The 16,621-nt window shown below is 58.9% G+C and carries 16 protein-coding genes; 11 read left to right on the forward strand and 5 right to left on the reverse strand.

Annotated features, from left to right (window positions below; all coding sequences use genetic code 11):
• Positions 1–39: 39 nt before the first annotated feature.
• Positions 40–807, forward strand: a complete 768-nt coding sequence (locus ACYZTW_RS01080) for a TerC family protein (protein WP_462003399.1) — start codon at positions 40–42, stop codon at positions 805–807.
• A gap of 150 nt (positions 808–957) precedes the next feature.
• On the opposite strand, the gene ACYZTW_RS01085 is transcribed toward ACYZTW_RS01080, so the two are convergent.
• Positions 958–1,239: a DUF6124 family protein gene (locus tag ACYZTW_RS01085; protein WP_046044899.1), complete on the reverse strand. Its 282-nt coding sequence runs from the start codon at positions 1,237–1,239 to the stop codon at positions 958–960.
• 468 nt (positions 1,240–1,707) lie between these two features.
• Here ACYZTW_RS01085 and ACYZTW_RS01090 point away from each other — a divergent pair, with 468 nt between their 5' ends.
• The 10 genes from ACYZTW_RS01090 (at position 1,708) to ACYZTW_RS01135 (ending at position 12,374) form a co-directional block, all read left to right on the forward strand.
• Complete coding sequence (locus tag ACYZTW_RS01090) at positions 1,708–2,205, forward strand: PAAR domain-containing protein (RefSeq protein ID WP_462003400.1); 498 nt, start codon at positions 1,708–1,710, stop codon at positions 2,203–2,205.
• Positions 2,206–2,223: 18 nt separating this feature from the next.
• Positions 2,224–3,381, forward strand: a complete 1,158-nt coding sequence (locus ACYZTW_RS01095; RefSeq protein WP_462003401.1) for a DUF2515 family protein — start codon at positions 2,224–2,226, stop codon at positions 3,379–3,381.
• A complete protein-coding gene (locus ACYZTW_RS01100) occupies positions 3,381–4,013 on the forward strand; it encodes a hypothetical protein (RefSeq protein WP_462003402.1) in 633 nt (210 codons plus the stop codon). Before ACYZTW_RS01095 ends, ACYZTW_RS01100 begins: the two co-directional genes overlap by 1 nt.
• 282 nt (positions 4,014–4,295) lie before the next feature.
• Positions 4,296–5,954 (forward strand): Na/Pi cotransporter family protein, encoded by a 1,659-nt coding sequence (locus ACYZTW_RS01105; protein ID WP_462003403.1) that lies wholly within the window; start codon positions 4,296–4,298, stop codon positions 5,952–5,954.
• A gap of 195 nt (positions 5,955–6,149) precedes the next feature.
• Entirely contained in the window at positions 6,150–7,538 is a 1,389-nt protein-coding gene (locus ACYZTW_RS01110) for a M16 family metallopeptidase (RefSeq protein ID WP_462003404.1), read from the forward strand.
• Positions 7,539–7,779: 241 nt separating this feature from the next.
• Positions 7,780–8,808 (forward strand): DUF5924 family protein, encoded by a 1,029-nt coding sequence (locus ACYZTW_RS01115; RefSeq protein ID WP_462003405.1) that lies wholly within the window; start codon positions 7,780–7,782, stop codon positions 8,806–8,808.
• A gap of 54 nt (positions 8,809–8,862) precedes the next feature.
• Positions 8,863–10,011 (forward strand): ABC transporter permease, encoded by a 1,149-nt coding sequence (locus ACYZTW_RS01120; RefSeq protein ID WP_462003406.1) that lies wholly within the window; start codon positions 8,863–8,865, stop codon positions 10,009–10,011.
• Positions 10,008–10,811, forward strand: a complete 804-nt coding sequence (locus ACYZTW_RS01125; protein ID WP_462003407.1) for an ABC transporter ATP-binding protein — start codon at positions 10,008–10,010, stop codon at positions 10,809–10,811. Before ACYZTW_RS01120 ends, ACYZTW_RS01125 begins: the two co-directional genes overlap by 4 nt.
• Position 10,812: 1 nt before the next feature.
• The gene (locus ACYZTW_RS01130) at positions 10,813–11,751 is read left to right on the forward strand and encodes an MlaD family protein (RefSeq protein ID WP_462003408.1); all 939 of its coding nucleotides are present in this window, start codon (positions 10,813–10,815) and stop codon (positions 11,749–11,751) included.
• Positions 11,748–12,374, forward strand: a complete 627-nt coding sequence (locus ACYZTW_RS01135; protein ID WP_462003409.1) for an ABC-type transport auxiliary lipoprotein family protein — start codon at positions 11,748–11,750, stop codon at positions 12,372–12,374. The genes ACYZTW_RS01130 and ACYZTW_RS01135 overlap by 4 nt, the downstream gene beginning before the upstream one ends.
• 116 nt (positions 12,375–12,490) lie before the next feature.
• Here the strand turns inward: ACYZTW_RS01135 and ACYZTW_RS01140 are convergent, their stop codons facing one another.
• From ACYZTW_RS01140 to ACYZTW_RS01155, 4 genes are all read right to left on the reverse strand, one after another.
• Positions 12,491–13,720 carry a nucleoside recognition domain-containing protein gene (locus tag ACYZTW_RS01140; protein WP_150657803.1) on the reverse strand — a complete coding sequence of 410 codons (1,230 nt, stop codon included), beginning with the start codon at positions 13,718–13,720 and terminating at the stop codon, positions 12,491–12,493.
• A gap of 204 nt (positions 13,721–13,924) precedes the next feature.
• Positions 13,925–15,256 (reverse strand): glutamate/aspartate:proton symporter GltP, encoded by a 1,332-nt coding sequence (gene gltP / locus ACYZTW_RS01145; protein ID WP_462003410.1) that lies wholly within the window; start codon positions 15,254–15,256, stop codon positions 13,925–13,927.
• A gap of 796 nt (positions 15,257–16,052) precedes the next feature.
• Positions 16,053–16,217: a DUF1328 domain-containing protein gene (locus ACYZTW_RS01150; protein WP_003177151.1), complete on the reverse strand. Its 165-nt coding sequence runs from the start codon at positions 16,215–16,217 to the stop codon at positions 16,053–16,055.
• 80 nt (positions 16,218–16,297) lie between these two features.
• Complete coding sequence (locus ACYZTW_RS01155) at positions 16,298–16,585, reverse strand: hypothetical protein (protein WP_462003411.1); 288 nt, start codon at positions 16,583–16,585, stop codon at positions 16,298–16,300.
• Between the last annotated feature and the right edge of the window lie 36 nt (positions 16,586–16,621).

The following is a 16,621-nucleotide window of genomic DNA, read 5'->3' on the forward strand; positions in this document are numbered from 1 at the left end:
GGGCCCTTCGTGGTTTAACACATCCTCAAAGGAATACACATGGACTGGCTGACCAACCCTGAAATCTGGGTTGCCTTCTTTACCCTGACCGCCCTGGAAATCGTCCTGGGTATCGATAACATCATCATGATTTCGATCCTGGTCAGCCGCATGCCCAAGCACATGCAGGCACGCACACGGATTTTCGGCCTGGCACTGGCCATGGTCACGCGGATCCTGTTGCTGCTGTCGATCACCTGGGTCATGCGTCTCACCGCGGACCTGTTCGAAGTGTTCGGCCAAGGCATTTCCGGGCGTGACCTGATCCTGTTCTTCGGTGGTCTGTTCCTGCTGTGGAAAAGCTCGCAAGAGATGTATCACGCGCTGGAAGGTGAAGACGAAACCAATGAGGAGCCGGGCGGCAAGGGCGGCAACTTTCTCTACACCATCATTCAGATCGCAATCATCGACATCGTGTTCTCGCTGGACTCGGTCATCACCGCCGTGGGCATGGTGTCCTACGTACCGGTCATGGTCGCGGCGATCATCGTTGCCGTGCTGGTGATGATGTGGGCTTCTGGCACCATCAGCGAGTTCATCGACAAGCACCCGTCGCTGAAGATGCTGGCGCTGTCGTTCCTGTTGATCGTCGGCACTGTGCTAATTGCTGAATCCTTCGACGTTCACGTGCCAAAAGGCTACGTCTACTTCGCCATGGCGTTCTCGCTGGCGGTGGAAGCGATCAACATCAAGATGCGCACCGCGATGATGAAAAAGCGCAAGCAGCAGGACCCGGTGAAACTGCGCAAGGACATTCCGGGGCAGTAATCCGAACCTGTGCACAGGCTGGTGTCAGCCAGTGCACAAAACCTGTGGGAGCGAGCCTGCTCGCGATAGCGGCCTGTCAGTCAACATCAATGTTGAATGTGACGGCCCCATCGCGAGCAGGCTCGCTCCCACATTTTTTTTGCTCTGTGATTACCCTGGCGGATCGAGGTTATCCAGCACTCGATTCACCGCCAATTCCCCCAACATGATGCTTTGCTGAATCCCCAGCAGAGTGCTGCGCTGTGGGCCATCCAGAAACCCTGCGAAATCACTGGCCATTACGCTGGCTGACGCCAACGATTCGCAGGCGTGCCCGAGCAAGGTTTCGTTATCGACCTTGGGGTCTATGAAGAAAATGCTGCTGGGTTTACGCGGCGGGAAGTCGTGGGGGACCGGATCGGTGTCCGGTGGGTTGGGCGTTACCTTGAACATAGATAGAACTCCAGTACTGATTACGTGGAGCCATCACTCTCGCTACCAAACGAGGGGTGGCGGCCATACACAGGTTGGTAGACCGGAGTACTGGAACCGGCGCCCCCGAAGGGACCCTGCGCATGACCACCATAAAGCTGCGACCTCAATAAGCGTCCGCAAGAAGTGGCTATGCGCCAGACTCCGGGCTACCAAACCCGATCACTGTTTTTCAGCGACTGGGAAACGATAGAGACCCGGGCCAAGGCGCACAAGCCGGCGGATTCTGGCGCAGCCGTAGGCAACGACGCAAGGCGTTGTAGCCTCCGAGAAGTAACTCTGGGTGTCATTAAACATGTGTCGCAGAGCGCGTGAATCACACCAACGCAGTTGAAGAATTAGCCGACAGTTCTTTCCTAAGGTTGACGCACAGAGTTCTGGTGGTTAGCGTCCCTCGCTCGCTTCAAACGACAATGACAAGGAATGCATATGTCAGGAAAACCGGCTGCACGCCTCACGGACCCGACCACCTGTCCCCTCCCCGGTCACGGCACCAACCCGATTGCCAGCGGCTCACCCGATGTCTTTTTCAACGGTCTCGCCGCCGCTCGGGTCAGCGACAAATGCACCTGTGGTCAGGCCCTCAGCGGTGGATTCTCTTCAACGGTGTTCATCAACGGCCTGAATGCCATGACCCTTGACAGCACCGCCAGCCATGGCGGCGTGGTGATCGGCGGCTCCGGCAACGTCATCATCGGCAGCAGTCACACCCCCGCGCCATTCATTCCGCTCCTGCCGATCATTGGTCAGCCCTTGGTCGAATTCAAAGCCACCAGCGCCGGCAATGGCGAACCGATTGCCGAACAAGACTACGAAATCGAAACCGCCGAAGGCCGCATCGTCAAAGGCCAGACCAACGCCCTGGGCATGACCCAAAGCGTCGCCACCTTACAGCCCGACCTCGCCGTCGTCCGCTGGACCGTCTGAGCCTCAAGGAAGAATGAAATGACCGGACAATGCATCGCTCCAGACGATCTGGACATGAAAAAACTCTGGGACAGCACCTGCGAACTGCCCGCCTGCAAACGCGAAACCACCAAGGGCGGCCCCAACCCGAAAACCCGCGTCGAAGTGCCGTTGCTAACCTGTAACTGCCTCTGGCGCAGGTTTCAGAAAGAAGCCGAAGAATGGGTCGCACCGGGAGGTGTACTGATTGCCGACCCGCAAGTTCGCAACCGCAAGATCAACGCCGCGTATGCGCAGTTGTGGCTGGCGGATAACCGGTTTCAGTGGGCGGGGTTGGCGGCGTTTGCTTCGAAGCAGGTGGGGTGTGGGTTGATTCATGCCACCAAGTTGCAAACGGCTATTGCGGCGCAGAAGGCGGCGCAGGAGAAATTGCGGACGGGTAAGTCGGAAACCATTTTCGAAGGGTTTGGGTTCAAGCTCAGCAAGACTGATCCAGAAATCGAGAAAGAGTTAACGAACGCCAAAGCGGCCAATCCCCTTCCTACTGAAGATATTACCTTCGGCGACAACTCTCGTTCTGTTGTTCAGCAGCAGTTGGACTACGTGTATGAAATGCTTGCCCTCGGTAACACCTCACTGTTTCTGGATGTTTATCCGCTGCATCGGTTTTTTATGGTGCGGGGCTATAAGGAAATGGAGAAGTGCTTGAAGAGTCGTCGTGGCATTGTGAAAGATGTGATGTGGCCGATTGCGGGGAAAGTTGAGTTTGGCGCAGATACCCCGGAAATCTACGCAACGTTCAAAGCCATCGACGACGGAAACATCAAGGGTAGCGTCGAGCGAATGGCGACTCATGAACAAGTAAATATCCTGCAACCAGCAATGTACGACGAAACTCATTTCGCCATGCTCATGCGAGGCACTCATGGAGGCGATGTCATTTCGGTTGTAACGGGATTGTTGCCAGGGGCAGCCGAGGAGATCCAGCTTACCCTTGCTAGCCAATGCAAAGCGCCTGACAACAAGAAAGTTGCTTTCGGTAGTAATCCGCTCGCGAACCTCGCCGACAAGGACCAAAGGATGGAGTTCGTCTTACGCGCCGCCACTCAATTTGACACATTGCTTAATGAGCCAGCTTCTCGAGCAAAATTAAAACTGTCCATTACTGACATTGCGAGCGGCGGTGGTATCAAGTGATGCACAAGCGAAATACCTACTTACTTTCTGCTGCCGTTGCGTTGGTGACAATCACCGTGGCTTTTTTTTTCAGCCGTGGACCGGAGCAACTTTCCTTTCACATCGGAAAAAGTTACGACGATGTGGTGCGCGATTCGACATTTCCTGTAAAGGGCGAAACCGCCATCTATCCCGGTGAACCACCTCACCCAAGCTCCACCTGGATTAGCACGCCAGTAATAATTACTTTTGATGACAAGCAACATGGATTCACGTTGCCTGCCACAAAGTTCGGTGCGATTGGGTGGTCCGAATTCAAAGCGATCACCCTGACTACGTCGCCGATGCTGGAAACCTTGCCGTTCGAGCAAGCGGTAAAACTTCTTGAGGAGTTACAACAAAAGTTCAAACAAGTCGGGTGGACTCCAGAACCTGTGGAAGGTAACGACTGGCTAAAAATAGAAACCCAAGAGGATAAGGTGCAGCTTCAAGCCAAACTCTTTGATCAACTGGACGGTGTCATCCTGTTGATTCCGCACAAGTACAGCTTGATCCTTCACATCAAATGCTATGCCCGCTGCGACGAACGAAACCCCGAGACAGCCAAGTATCTGATCGACGTAGGACTGGGCGAGGATCACTTCAGCGATTGAACTCTCCCTCAATGGGGCTGCTGCGCAGCCCTGCGGGAGCAAGCTCCTTCACCACAGGGGTTGTGTTCGCGCACCTTTTCAACTGTCCGGCTGAGACCTTCGAGCCCCTTTTTCATATCTGCATCAACCTGTTTTCATGACAGTTTTGTTTCAATCGCTTCTTTAGCTGTGCGATGCTGGCGCGCAGACCGTTAGCCAACTACAGCTTAAGTACAGAACGTAGAAGAACGCGCGGCACCGTCATCTTGCCCCTTTGGGGCGCTACCACCCCAGGGGGCCTGCATGCTCACCCTGCTCAATTTGTTATCTGCCGTGGCCTTGTTGATTTGGGGCACGCACATCGTCCGAACCGGCATCTTGCGGGTCTACGGTTCAAACTTGCGCCACGTGATCGGCCGGAACATGTCCAAGCGCTGGCTGGCGTTCATCTCGGGCATCGTCGTGACGGCGATGGTCCAGAGCAGCAACGCCACCGCCATGCTCGTCACCTCCTTTGTCGGTCAGGGCCTGATGGCGCTGACCCCGGCCCTGGCGACCATGCTCGGGGCCGACGTCGGTACCGCGCTGATGGCGCGGGTGCTGACCTTGGACCTGTCATGGCTGTCGCCGCTGCTGATCTTTCTCGGGGTGATTTTCTTCCTGTCGCGCAAACAGACCCGGGTCGGACAGATGGGCCGCGTCAGTATCGGCCTGGGGCTGATCATCCTGGCGCTGCAACTGATCGTCGAATCCGCCGCGCCGATCACCCAGGCCCAAGGCGTGAAGGTGATTTTCGCCTCGCTGACCGGCGACATCCTGCTGGATGCCCTGGTCGGCGCGCTGTTTGCGATGGTTTCCTACTCCAGCCTGGCCGCCGTCCTGCTGACCGCGACCCTGGCCGGTGCCGCAGTGATCAGCCTGCCCGTGGCCATTGGACTGGTGATCGGCGCCAACATCGGCAGCGGCATCCTTGCCTTCCTCAGCACCAGCATGCAGAACGCCGCCGGCCGACAAGTGGCGTTGGGCAGCCTGCTCTACAAACTCATCGGCCTGTTGCTGATCATCCCGGTACTCGACCCGTTGGTGCACTGGATCGACAGTCTGGACTTCAGCCCTCAGGAAATGGTCATCGGCTTTCACCTGCTCTACAACACCGCGCGCTGCCTGATCTTGCTGCCCAGTGTCGGGCCAATGGCCAGGCTCTGCGCATGGCTGCTGCCGGAACGGCCGGAAATCAACGGTACCGCCAAACCGCGGCATCTTGATCCAACAGCGCTGGTCACGCCTAGTCTCGCGCTGGCCAATGCCGCCCGGGAAACCCTGCGCATCGGCGACCTGATCGACAACATGCTCGAGGCCATGCTCGACGTGCTGCACGGCAAGCAAACCGCCGTGACCCAGGAAATGCGGCGCCTGACCGATGATGTGGAATCGCTCTACGGTGCAATCAAGCTGTACCTGGCGCAAATGCCCCGCGAAGACCTCAGCGAGCAGGACAGCCGTCGTTGGGCGGAAACGATCGAGCTGGCGATCAACCTCAAACTCGCCAGCGACCTCATCGAACGCATGCTGCGCAAGGTCCAGCAGCAGAAAACCTCGCAGCGCCGGTCCTTTTCCGAGGTCGGCCTGGAAGAGTTGGCGGGGCTGCACAGTCAGTTGATTTCCAACCTGCGCCTCGGCTTGTCAGTGTTCCTCAGTGCCGATAAGGAAAGTGCCCGCCAGTTACTGCGTGAGAAACGTCGCTTTCGCGCACAGGAACGCCGCCTGGCCCATGCTCACGTCAGCCGATTGCAACGTAAGATCGTGCAGAGTATCGAGACCAGCTCGTTGCACCTGGAGTTGATTGCCGACATGAAGCGTCTGAATTCGCTGTTTTGCAGCAGCGCCTATGTGGTGCTGGAAACTACCGACACCGGCGCGCTGGCGGTCGACGATTTGGCTGACATCACGCATTCACCTTGAACGTCTGGCAGAGTGGTCAGTCAGTAACATTGATTCAGCATAAAGGCCGCCTTCGCGAGCAGGCTCGCTCCCACAGTGGATCTTCGGTGTACTCGGAAATTGTGTCCGACTCAGATCACCTGTGGGAGCGAGCCTGCTCGCGAAGGCGGCCTGGCTGACGACACGGATCTCCGATTGGTTGCCTGGAAGCTTGCTATGCGTTGTTTGTTGTTCGCCTGTCTGTTGCTTGGCTCATTCCCTTCATTTGCCCTGGATCGCTTTCAGGTCGAGGGCTATACGCTGCCCAACGGCCTGCAATTGCTGCTCAAACCCGGCACCGAGCGCGGGCATGTGGCAATTCGTCTGGTGGTCGGCGTCGGCATCGATGATTTCAGCTGCGCCGACAAGGAGCTGCCGCACCTGCTTGAGCACTTGCTGTTCAGCGGCATCGACGCCACGGGTGAAGGCGGGCTGGAAGAGCGCATGCAGGCCCTGGGTGGCGAGTGGAACGCCTACACCAGCAATGCCGACACGACGTTCGTCATCGAAGCCCCGGCGAAAAACCAGCGCAAGGTTCTGGATCTGCTGCTGGCGCTGCTGACCCAGACCCGAATCGACGACAACGCCATCAACGCCGCCAAACAAGTGGTCGAGCGCGAGGACGGCGGCCATTACTCGCACCTGCAACGCTGGCTGGATCGCCAGGATCTTGGCCACACGGCGAGTAATCAACTGGCGGTGGAACTGGGCCTCAAATGCCCCGAGCGGCCTGAGGTCGATCACCTGACCCGCGATCAGGTGGAAAAGGTACGCAAGGCCTGGTATGCGCCCAACAACATGACGCTGATCGTGGTTGGCGACCTCGAGCGGTTGCTGCCGGCCTATCTGGAACGGTCTTATGGCGCGCTTGAAGCGGTCGACCCGACCGATCACCCGCCCTTGCCGGCTATCCAGGCCAGTGCTGCACATGAGCGGACCCTGAGTCACGGTTTTATCGGCGGCAGTGCCAAGTTGCATTGGCTGGTGCCGGAGCCGGTGCTGGAAGATCAGCATGACGAAACCTTCGACTTGCTCAAGGACTATCTGGACTGGGCCCTCTACCGCCAATTGCGCCTGATCCATAGCTTGTCCTACGGGCCTTCGGCCGAGCGCGAGGTGTTTGGCGGCGTGGGCTTCATGAGCCTGAACGCCGACCTCGAACGCGACGACGTGTCCAAGGCCGAACAGGTGCTGGATGATCTGAAGACCGGGTTGCTCAGGGACGGTCTCAATGCCAACACCTTCAATCGCCTCAAACAGGCCGCCATCGCCCGTCAGGCCTGGGCCGTGCAAGGCAATAGCGCGCTGGCCGATTATTACTGGAGTGCCCTTGGGGACTACGAGAACGGCCGTTTCGCCGACCCGGCCAAGGAACTGCAAGGGGTGACGCTGGAGGAGGCAAACAAGGCCATGCGTGAATTGCTCATGCAGCCGGGCTACCTGCGGATCGAAAAGCCGTTGATCAGTGATGACCAGTTGATGTGGTCGATTGCCGGGGTGTTGGGGCTCATCGTATTGATGCTGCTGGGTTGGCGCTTGCATCGAAGGTCACCGCGAACCGTGTAGCGTTGTGGCGAGGGGATTTATCCCCGTTCGGCTGCGTAGCAGTCGTTAAACCTGCATCGCGGTCTGCCAGGCATAACCAACGTAACGATTCACGACTGCTTCGCAGCCGAACGGGGATAAATCCCCTCGCCACAACGCAGCTGCTACACGGGTTTTATGATCGGACCGCAGCCCCTCGCCACGCCGACCCGCGGCGGTTACCCTGTCGGGGATTTTTCCCACGACTATTGCGAACCGCCGAATGCCTACTCTGACCCTATACATCCAGCGCATCCTGGAATTGATGAAGCGCTACCCGGGGGTCATTGCGCTCGGTGGTTTCATTTCCGGAGTCGGCAGCTTCATTCTGGTGGATCGCCAGCAAGGTTTGGCAACCTGGATCACCACCATCATGCTGGTCAGCTGGATCTGGCTGATGCTGGAAAACAGCCTCACCAAGCTGTTCGCCAGGATCTTCAAACGCGAAATACCCCAGCCTCTGCTGCGTTACGCCACGCAGATGATCCACCAGGAAAGCCTGTTCTTCGTCCTGCCGTTCTTTTTTATCACCACCACCTGGAACAGCGGCCAGCTATTCTTCACCGGGCTGCTGGGCATCGCCGCGCTGATTTCCATCATCGACCCGCTCTACTACAAATGGCTGGCCCCCCGGCGCTGGGCGTTCCTGGCGCTGCACACCCTGACGCTGTTCGCTGCATTGCTGACCGCCCTGCCCATCATCCTGCACCTGACCACGTCCCAGAGTTTCAAACTGGCCCTGGGCACGGCCGTCGTGCTGTCGTTCCCGAGCCTGGCGTCGATCTTCCCGATCCGTACCGTGCGCAATGCCTTGGCGATTCTCAGTATCACGCTGGGCATCGGCGCGCTCGGTTGGGTGCTGCGATCCTGGGTGCCGCCAGCGACCCTATGGATGACCGACGTGGCGATCAGCACCGAAATGCAGGACCGCACCCCGGGCGACAGCCTCGATGAAGTCAGTGCCGAGCAGATTCGCGGCGGCGGGCTGTACGCCTACACCGCGATCAACGCCCCGCGCGGTCTGGATGAGCGGATCTATCACGTGTGGCAGTTCAACGGCAAAGAGGTCGACCGCATTCCCCTGGACATCCATGGCGGGCGCAAGGAAGGCTATCGGGCGTGGACCCACAAGCAGAATTTCCCCGGCAACCCCGCGGGTAAATGGCAGGTTCGGGTGCTGACCGAAGATGGCCAGGTTATCGGTGTGTTGCGCTTCACCATTACGGACAGCACACCGACCAAAGAAAAGTAATGCGGTTCATGCTATTACGTAGCTCTGCGAAATAGCCGAACAAGCACGGAGCTTATGAGCAGCAGCGCAATAGCCGGCAGTGCCCAACTGGACACCTCTCACTCCCCCGCTCAGTTGCGGGTCACGGGTGACTGGACGCTTGCCCATTACGCCGATCTCAAGCACCTGAGCGAAAAGCTCCACGGCCAATACGACGACAGCACTCACATCGACCTCAACGGCCTCGGCGCGCTCGACACCGCCGGCGCGTCGCTGCTGGTGGAATTGCTCGGGTCCGAGCGTTTGGGCCGATCCGCCGAGCATCCCGATTGCACACTGTCCTCGGCCGACCGTGCCTTGTTGCAGACTGTCTATTGCTCGCTGACCGACTTCTGCGTACCGATCAAAGACCCGGAAATCAGCGTCGGCATTCAACTGCTGACCCGCATCGGCCGGGCGGTCGACGCGGTCTGGCAGGACACCCTGGAACTGCTGGGTTTTGTCGGCCTGATCCTGGAAACCATTGCCCGTGGTCTGTTTCGTCCCAAGCGCTGGCGTATTACTCCGATGGTGGCGCACATCGAACAGACCGGCCTCGACGCTGCCCCCATCGTCGCCCTGCTGACCTTTTTGGTGGGCGCGGTGGTGGCGTTTCTCGGGGCGACGGTGCTGGCGAGTTTCGGCGCGAGTATTTTCACCGTGGACCTGGTGGCGTTCTCCTTCCTGCGTGAATTCGGTGTGTTGCTGACCGCGATCCTGATGGCCGGCCGCACCGCCAGCGCGTTCACCGCGCAGATCGGTTCGATGAAAGCCAACGAAGAAATCGACGCCATCCGCACCTTGGGCCTCGACCCGATGGAGTTGCTAGTGGTGCCGCGCGTGTTGGCCCTGCTGGTCGCGCTACCGATGCTGACCTTTCTGGCGATGCTCTCGGGGATTGTCGGCGGCGGTGTTGTCTGCGCAGTGTCGCTGGATATTTCGCCGGCGATGTTCCTGTCGCTGCTGCAATCGGACATCGGCGTTCAGCATTTTCTGGTGGGGATCGTCAAAGCGCCGATCTTCGCGTTTTTGATCGCCGCCATCGGCTGTCTTGAAGGCTTCAAAGTCAGCGGGAGCGCCGAGTCCGTGGGCGCGCACACTACGTCGAGCGTGGTGCAGTCGATTTTCGTGGTGATCGTACTCGACGCCGTGGCTGCGCTGTTTTTCATGGAGATGGGCTGGTGAGTCGTCTACCCCGAGCGCCCTCTGAGGCGGTGATCGAAGTCCGCGGGCTGTGCAATCGCTTTGGCCGCCAGAGCGTGCATGAGAACCTCGATCTGGATTTGTACAAGGGAGAAATCCTCGCCGTGGTCGGCGGTTCCGGCAGCGGTAAATCGGTGCTGTTGCGCAGCATCGTCGGGTTGCGCCAGCCTAGCGAAGGTGTGGTGAAGGTCTTGGGTAAAAACCTGCCGACGCTGTCTGAACACGAACGCTCGAAGGTCGAACGGCGCTTCGGCGTGCTGTTCCAGAAAGGCGCCCTGTTCTCTTCGCTGACGGTCACTGAGAACGTCGCCCTGCCCCTGATCGAACATGCCGGTTTGAGCCGAGAGGACGCTGAACACCTGGCGGCGGTGAAACTGGCCTTGGCCGGGTTGCCGCTGTCGGCGGCCGACAAATACCCCGCTTCGCTGTCCGGCGGCATGATCAAGCGTGCGGCCCTGGCCCGGGCGCTGGCGCTGGACCCGGACATCCTGTTTCTCGACGAACCCACCGCCGGCCTCGATCCGATTGGCGCGGCCGCGTTCGATCAATTGATCCTGACCCTGCGCGATGCATTGGGCCTGAGTGTGTTTCTGGTCACCCACGACCTCGACACGCTCTACACCATCACCGACCGGGTGGCGGTGCTGGCGCAGAAGAAAGTGCTGGTGGCGGATGCCATCGACAAAGTCTCGGAAACCGACGATCCGTGGATTCACGAATACTTCCATGGCCCTCGCGGCCGCGCGGCGCTGACCGCTGCTCAACAGCTTAAGGAGGTTTGACATGGAAACCCGAGCCCATCATGTATTGATCGGCCTGTTCACCGTGATTGTGGTGGCGGGCGCCCTGCTCTTCGGCTTGTGGCTGGCCAAGTCCAGCGTCGACACCGAGTTCAAGGATTACGAAATCGTCTTCAACGAGGCCGTCAGCGGCCTGTCCAAGGGCAGTGCCGTGCAGTACAGCGGGATCAAGGTCGGCGACGTGGTGACCCTGCGTCTGGACCCGAAAGACCCGCGCCGGGTATTGGCGCGGATTCGCCTGGGCGGTGACACCCCGATCAAGGAAGACACCCGGGCGATACTGGCGCTGACCGGGATTACCGGGACCTCGATCATCCAGCTCAGTGGCGGTACTCCGCAGAGTCCGAAGCTCAGGGGCAAGGATGGTGAGTTACCGACGATTATTGCATCGCCCTCGCCTATCGCTCGCTTGTTGAACGACAGCGGCGACCTGATGGCTGGCGTGAACATGCTGATGCATAACGCCAACCAGATGTTTTCCTCGGACAACGTCGAGCGCATCAGCAATACCCTTGAGCATCTGGAGCAAACCACCGGCACCATCGCCGACCAACGCGGTGATATCCGCCAGGCGATGCAGCAACTGGCGTCGGTCGGCAAGCAAGCCGGCGCGATGCTGGAACAGACATCGGCGCTGATGCGCAATGCCAACGGCATGCTCAACGATCAAGGCAAGCAGATGTTCGGCAGCGCCGAGCAGGCAATGAAGTCACTGGAACAGAGCAGCGCCACCATCAATACGTTGCTCACGACCAACCAGGATTCACTCAACAGCGGTATGCAAGGTCTCAATGGCCTGGCCCCGGCGGTGCGTGAACTGCGCGACACCCTGACGTCGTTGCGGGCTATTTCCCAGCGTCTGGAAGCCAACCCCGCCGGTTATTTGCTGGGCAATGACAAGAACAAGGAGTTCACGCCATGAAGCTGACTCACCTCGCCCTCCTCGCCAGCTTCATTGTACTCAGCGCCTGCTCGATCCTGCCCAAGGCCGAGCCGTCCGATGTCTATCGGTTGCCTTCGGCCCAGAGCAGCCCATCGGCCAGTCACGGAACGCCGCAGCGCTGGTCGCTGCGCCTGACCAAGCCGCAGGCCAGCGAGGCGTTGAACAGCCCGAAGATCGCCGTGATCCCTCAGGGTGATCTGATCAGCAGCTACACGGCTTCACGCTGGAGCGATCCGGCACCGGTGTTGCTGCGTAATCGTCTGTTGGATGGTTTTCAGCGTGATGGTCGGGTGCCGTTGCTGAGTACCGACGACAGCAACTTCCAGGCGGATCTTGAACTGGGCGGTAGCCTGCAGGCATTCCAGACTGAATACCAAGGAACGAACGCGAGCGTCGTCGTGCGTCTGGATGCGTTGCTGGTGCGCGGTTATGACCAGCGAATCCTCGCCAGCCGACGCTTTGAGGTGCGCCAACCGTTGAGCGATGTGAAGGTGCCGGCGGTGGTGGCCGGGTTTGGCTTGGCCAGTGATCAACTGACGGCGCAGGTGGTGAGCTGGGCGGTTGAGCAAGGGCAGAAAGTCGCCCCGCCGCTGAGACCCTGAAGACCTATACACATCAATGTGGGAGCGAGCCTGCTCGCGATGACTGAGTAACAGCCAACATTCATGTCGACTGATACACCGCTTCGCGAGCAGGCTCGCTCCCGCAGGGTTCTCGTTTAGCCGAAGAACCAGTAACAAACCCCAATCGCGCCCAATACCCCGGCCAATTCGGCCAGCAACGCACACCCCACCGCATGCCGCGCCCGCTGGATCCCCACCGCGCCGAAGTACACCGCCAATACATAGAAGGTCGTTTCGGTACTGCCCTGAATCGTCGCCGCCACCAGCGCCGGGAAGCTGTCCACGCCAGACGTTTTCATGGTTTCGATCAGCATCGCCCGGGCGGCGCTACCGGAGAACGGCTTGACCATCGCCGTCGGCAGCGCATCGACGAAGCGCGTGTCCCAACCGGCCCACTCCACCAGATGCCGGATCCCGTCCAGGCCAAAGTCCAGCGCTCCAGATGCCCGCAGCACGCCGACAGCACAGAGCATCGCCACCAGATACGGCAGCAGGTTCTTGGCCACGTCGAAGCCTTCTTTGGCACCTTCGACGAACGCTTCGTACACCTTCACCTTGCGTAACGCGCCGATCACCAGAAACAACATGATCAGCCCGAACAGCGTCACGTTGCCCAGGATCGATGACAGGCCAGCCAGAGCGGTGGCTGAGAGCGTCGCCAGCAACGCCATGAAGGCGCCGAGGGCCAGGGCGCCGGGAATCAGGTACGCGAGCACCACCGGGTCCCACAGGCGCAGACGCTGCATGAACGCCACTGACAGCAGGCCAACCAATGTCGAACAACTGGTGGCGAGCAGGATTGGTAGGAATACCAGGGTCGGATCGGGCGCACCTTGCTGGGCGCGGTACATGAAGATCGTCACCGGCAGCAGGGTCAGGGAGGAGGCGTTGAGCACCAGAAACAGGATCTGCGCGTTGCTGGCGATGGTGTCGCTGGGATTAAGCTCTTGCAGCGCCTTCATGGCTTTGAGGCCGATTGGCGTGGCGGCGTTGTCCAAGCCCAGGCCGTTGGCGGCGAAGTTCAGCGTGATCAGGCCGATGGCTGGATGCCCGGCCGGCACTCCCGGCATCAGCCGCAGGAACAACGGGCCCAGCGCTTTGGCCAGCCACTCGACGATCCCGGCCTTCTCGGCAATCCGCAGAAAACCCAGCCAGAGCGTCAGGGTGCCGAACAACAGGACCATGACTTCGACCGACAACTTGGCCATGGCGAAAATGCTTTCCACCATCGCCGCGAAGATCCCGGCGTTACCGCCGATCAGCCATTGCGCCAGTGCCGAAACGGCAGCCACGATGAAGAAGCCAAGCCATAGGCCATTAAGCATCAGTCAAATCCCCCGAAGAATGCGGCGAATGATAGCGGGGTAGCCAGAAACGACAAACCCCGGATTTCTCCGGGGTTTGTTTAGCGCGATGTACGCGGACCAATGTGGGAGCGAGCCTGCTCGCGAAAGCGGTGTGTCAGTCAACGAAGATGTTGAATTTAACGGCCTCTTCGCGAGCAGGCTCGCTCCCACAAGGAGTGTGCATCAGTTGCTGGAGACTTCGCCAACCGGCAGCTTTTCCTTGCTGCGCCAGTGTGGCAGGGAGTTCCAGTAGCGTTGGCCCTTGGCGTCGTCGTACATGCCTTCCCAACGGGAGATGACCAGTACGGCCAAGGCATTGCCGATGACGTTCAGTGCGGTACGGGCCATGTCCATGATGCGGTCGACACCGGCGATGAACGCCAGGCCTTCGAGCGGAATACCCACACTGCCCAGGGTGGCCAGCAGCACCACGAAGGACACGCCCGGTACGCCGGCAATGCCTTTGGAAGTGACCATCAGGGTCAGTACCAGCAGCAATTGCTGGCTGATCGACAGGTCGATGCCGTAGAGCTGGGCAATGAAGATGGCCGCGATGCTCTGGTACAGGGTCGAACCGTCGAGATTGAACGAGTAACCGGTCGGGACCACGAAGCTGCAAATGGCTTTCGGCGCGCCGTAGGCTTCCATCTTCTCGATCACGCGCGGCAACACGGTTTCGGAACTGGCGGTGGAGTAGGCCAGGACCAGCTCATCCTTGAAGATGCGCATCAGCTTGATCACCGAGAAGCCAAACAGGCGAGCGATCAGGCCCAGCACCACGAAGGCGAAGAAGGCGATGGCGACGTAAACCAGGATCACCAGTTTGGCCAGCGGCAGCAGGGAGGCGAAGCCGAAGTTGGCCACGGTCACCGCGATCAGTGCGAAAACGCCGATCGGGGCGTAGTTCATGATCATGTGAGTGACTTTGAACATGCTTTCCGACACGCCCTGGAACATCTTCACCAGTGGCTCGCGCAGGTCCGATTTCAGGCTCGACAGACCGAGACCGAACAATACGGAGAAGAAGATGATCGGCAACATCTCGCCGCGGGCCATGGCCGCGAAGATGTTCGACGGGATCAGGTTGAGGATGGTCTGGATGAATGCATGTTCATGCTGAACCTCGGCGGCAGTGGCCTGGTACTTGGAAATATCCACGGTACCCAGGGTGCTCATGTCGATGCCGGTGCCCGGATGGAACACGTTGGCCAACACCAGACCGACCACGATGGCAATGGTGGTGACGATCTCGAAGTAAAGGATGGTCTTGAGGCCGATACGCCCGAGCTTCTTCGCGTCGCCGACGCCTGCAATACCGACGATCAGCGAAGAGATCACGATCGGGATCACAATCATCTTGATCAGACGGATAAAGATATCGCCTGCTGGTTGCAGGACGTTGCTGACCCACCAGGCTTTTTCGGCGCTGAAATGGTTGAGCAGCGCACCGATTGCAATCCCCAATACCAGACCGATGAGGATCTGCCAGGCGAGGCTAAGCTTTGCCTTCTTCATATCTTTACCCTTACTTGCGTTTGACTCAGGCAGATGCAAGAACTGGAACGCTTGTGGCGAAAAAGTCTTGTGCATCTACCCCCGTATAAGGTGCCCCGGAGCGCTTGTTATCGGCTCTCTGGCAGGCGAAAAAAGGCGCAACTATTCAGATGCAAGGAAGCAACGTCTAATGCCGTAAACGCCTACCCTATGCCGAATCGGCATGAGCTTTTTTAACTGAAACCCGCGTCCCACCCGGTTCGAATACGACATTTCGGCAGGCATAAGTGCCGTGAACCGGCCATCGCAGAGGAGGTTGGTTGTTTTTTGAGCGAAGGAATGTGGGCTAAAAATTGGGAAAAAGCCTACGTTTAAGCGCGAAAATTCTCGGTCTTTCAGTTGCAGTATTCTCGATATACGGTCACCAAAGAAACACCGCGAAATGGCTTTGCGAGGGATTTACGGAGGTGGAGCGGAGGAGGCGAGCAGAACGCTCTAGGACAACACTTTGCGCTGACGAAGCTCTTCGCAGGTCCGTCGATCCATGAGTGATCGGCGAACTTGCGTCGCAGCTTCTGCCTGACCCGGCCCTTGCGCAGGCACTCCCTGTACCCGTAGGTCACTCCGCCCCTGAAACAGGCAGAACGTCCCGGCCCCTTGATCATGCGTCTACCTTCCTCGGGTAGCGCAGTGGAAAGAAGCCATGCTGCTTCTTTCATGTTACGAATTCAGTATCAGTGTGGATCTTCCGCTGTTGCCATGGCACTACCGCCCAGAAGCAGGGCGGCTGCCAGTGTCTTTAACAAAACGCTCATGTTCACCCTCGACCGCGACGGCCAAAGAAGAAGGAAGCAATGAACATCACCAGGAACACGACAAAGAGAATCTTGGCGATACCCGTGGCGGTGCCCGCGATACCACCGAAGCCCAGTACCGCAGCGATGATGGCAATGATCAAGAATGTGATTGCCCAGCTCAACATGGTGATTCTCCTTACGCTTCTATTTAGAGATGTTGCTTGTGGTGCTTTTCCCGGCGCATCGACGCGCCAAGTTCATCTGTTTAGAACACCCAACGTTCCTGGCGAGGCATCTCATCCACAGGCTGAGCCTGGTCGACGTCCATCATTCGCATTGGGGGGCTATCAGCCTGGTGACTGCTGGCCGCACTGAAATGGGTTTGGGTCGGGTGCTGAATCGACAAGCGTGGCGCTTCTTGCTGCTGGCTCTGCTCCCAACGCTGAAACTGCTGGCCGCCGATAAAGGTGATCAATAGCGCCAGAACAGCAAACAGACCTTGCTGGAGATGCAGTGGCGAGATACGCAACTGGGCGGCACGTTGGCGACTCATTCCTGAAGCTCCTCCCACACGGTGGTGATCTTGTCA

The organism is Pseudomonas sp. LB3P25, assembly GCF_054897985.1.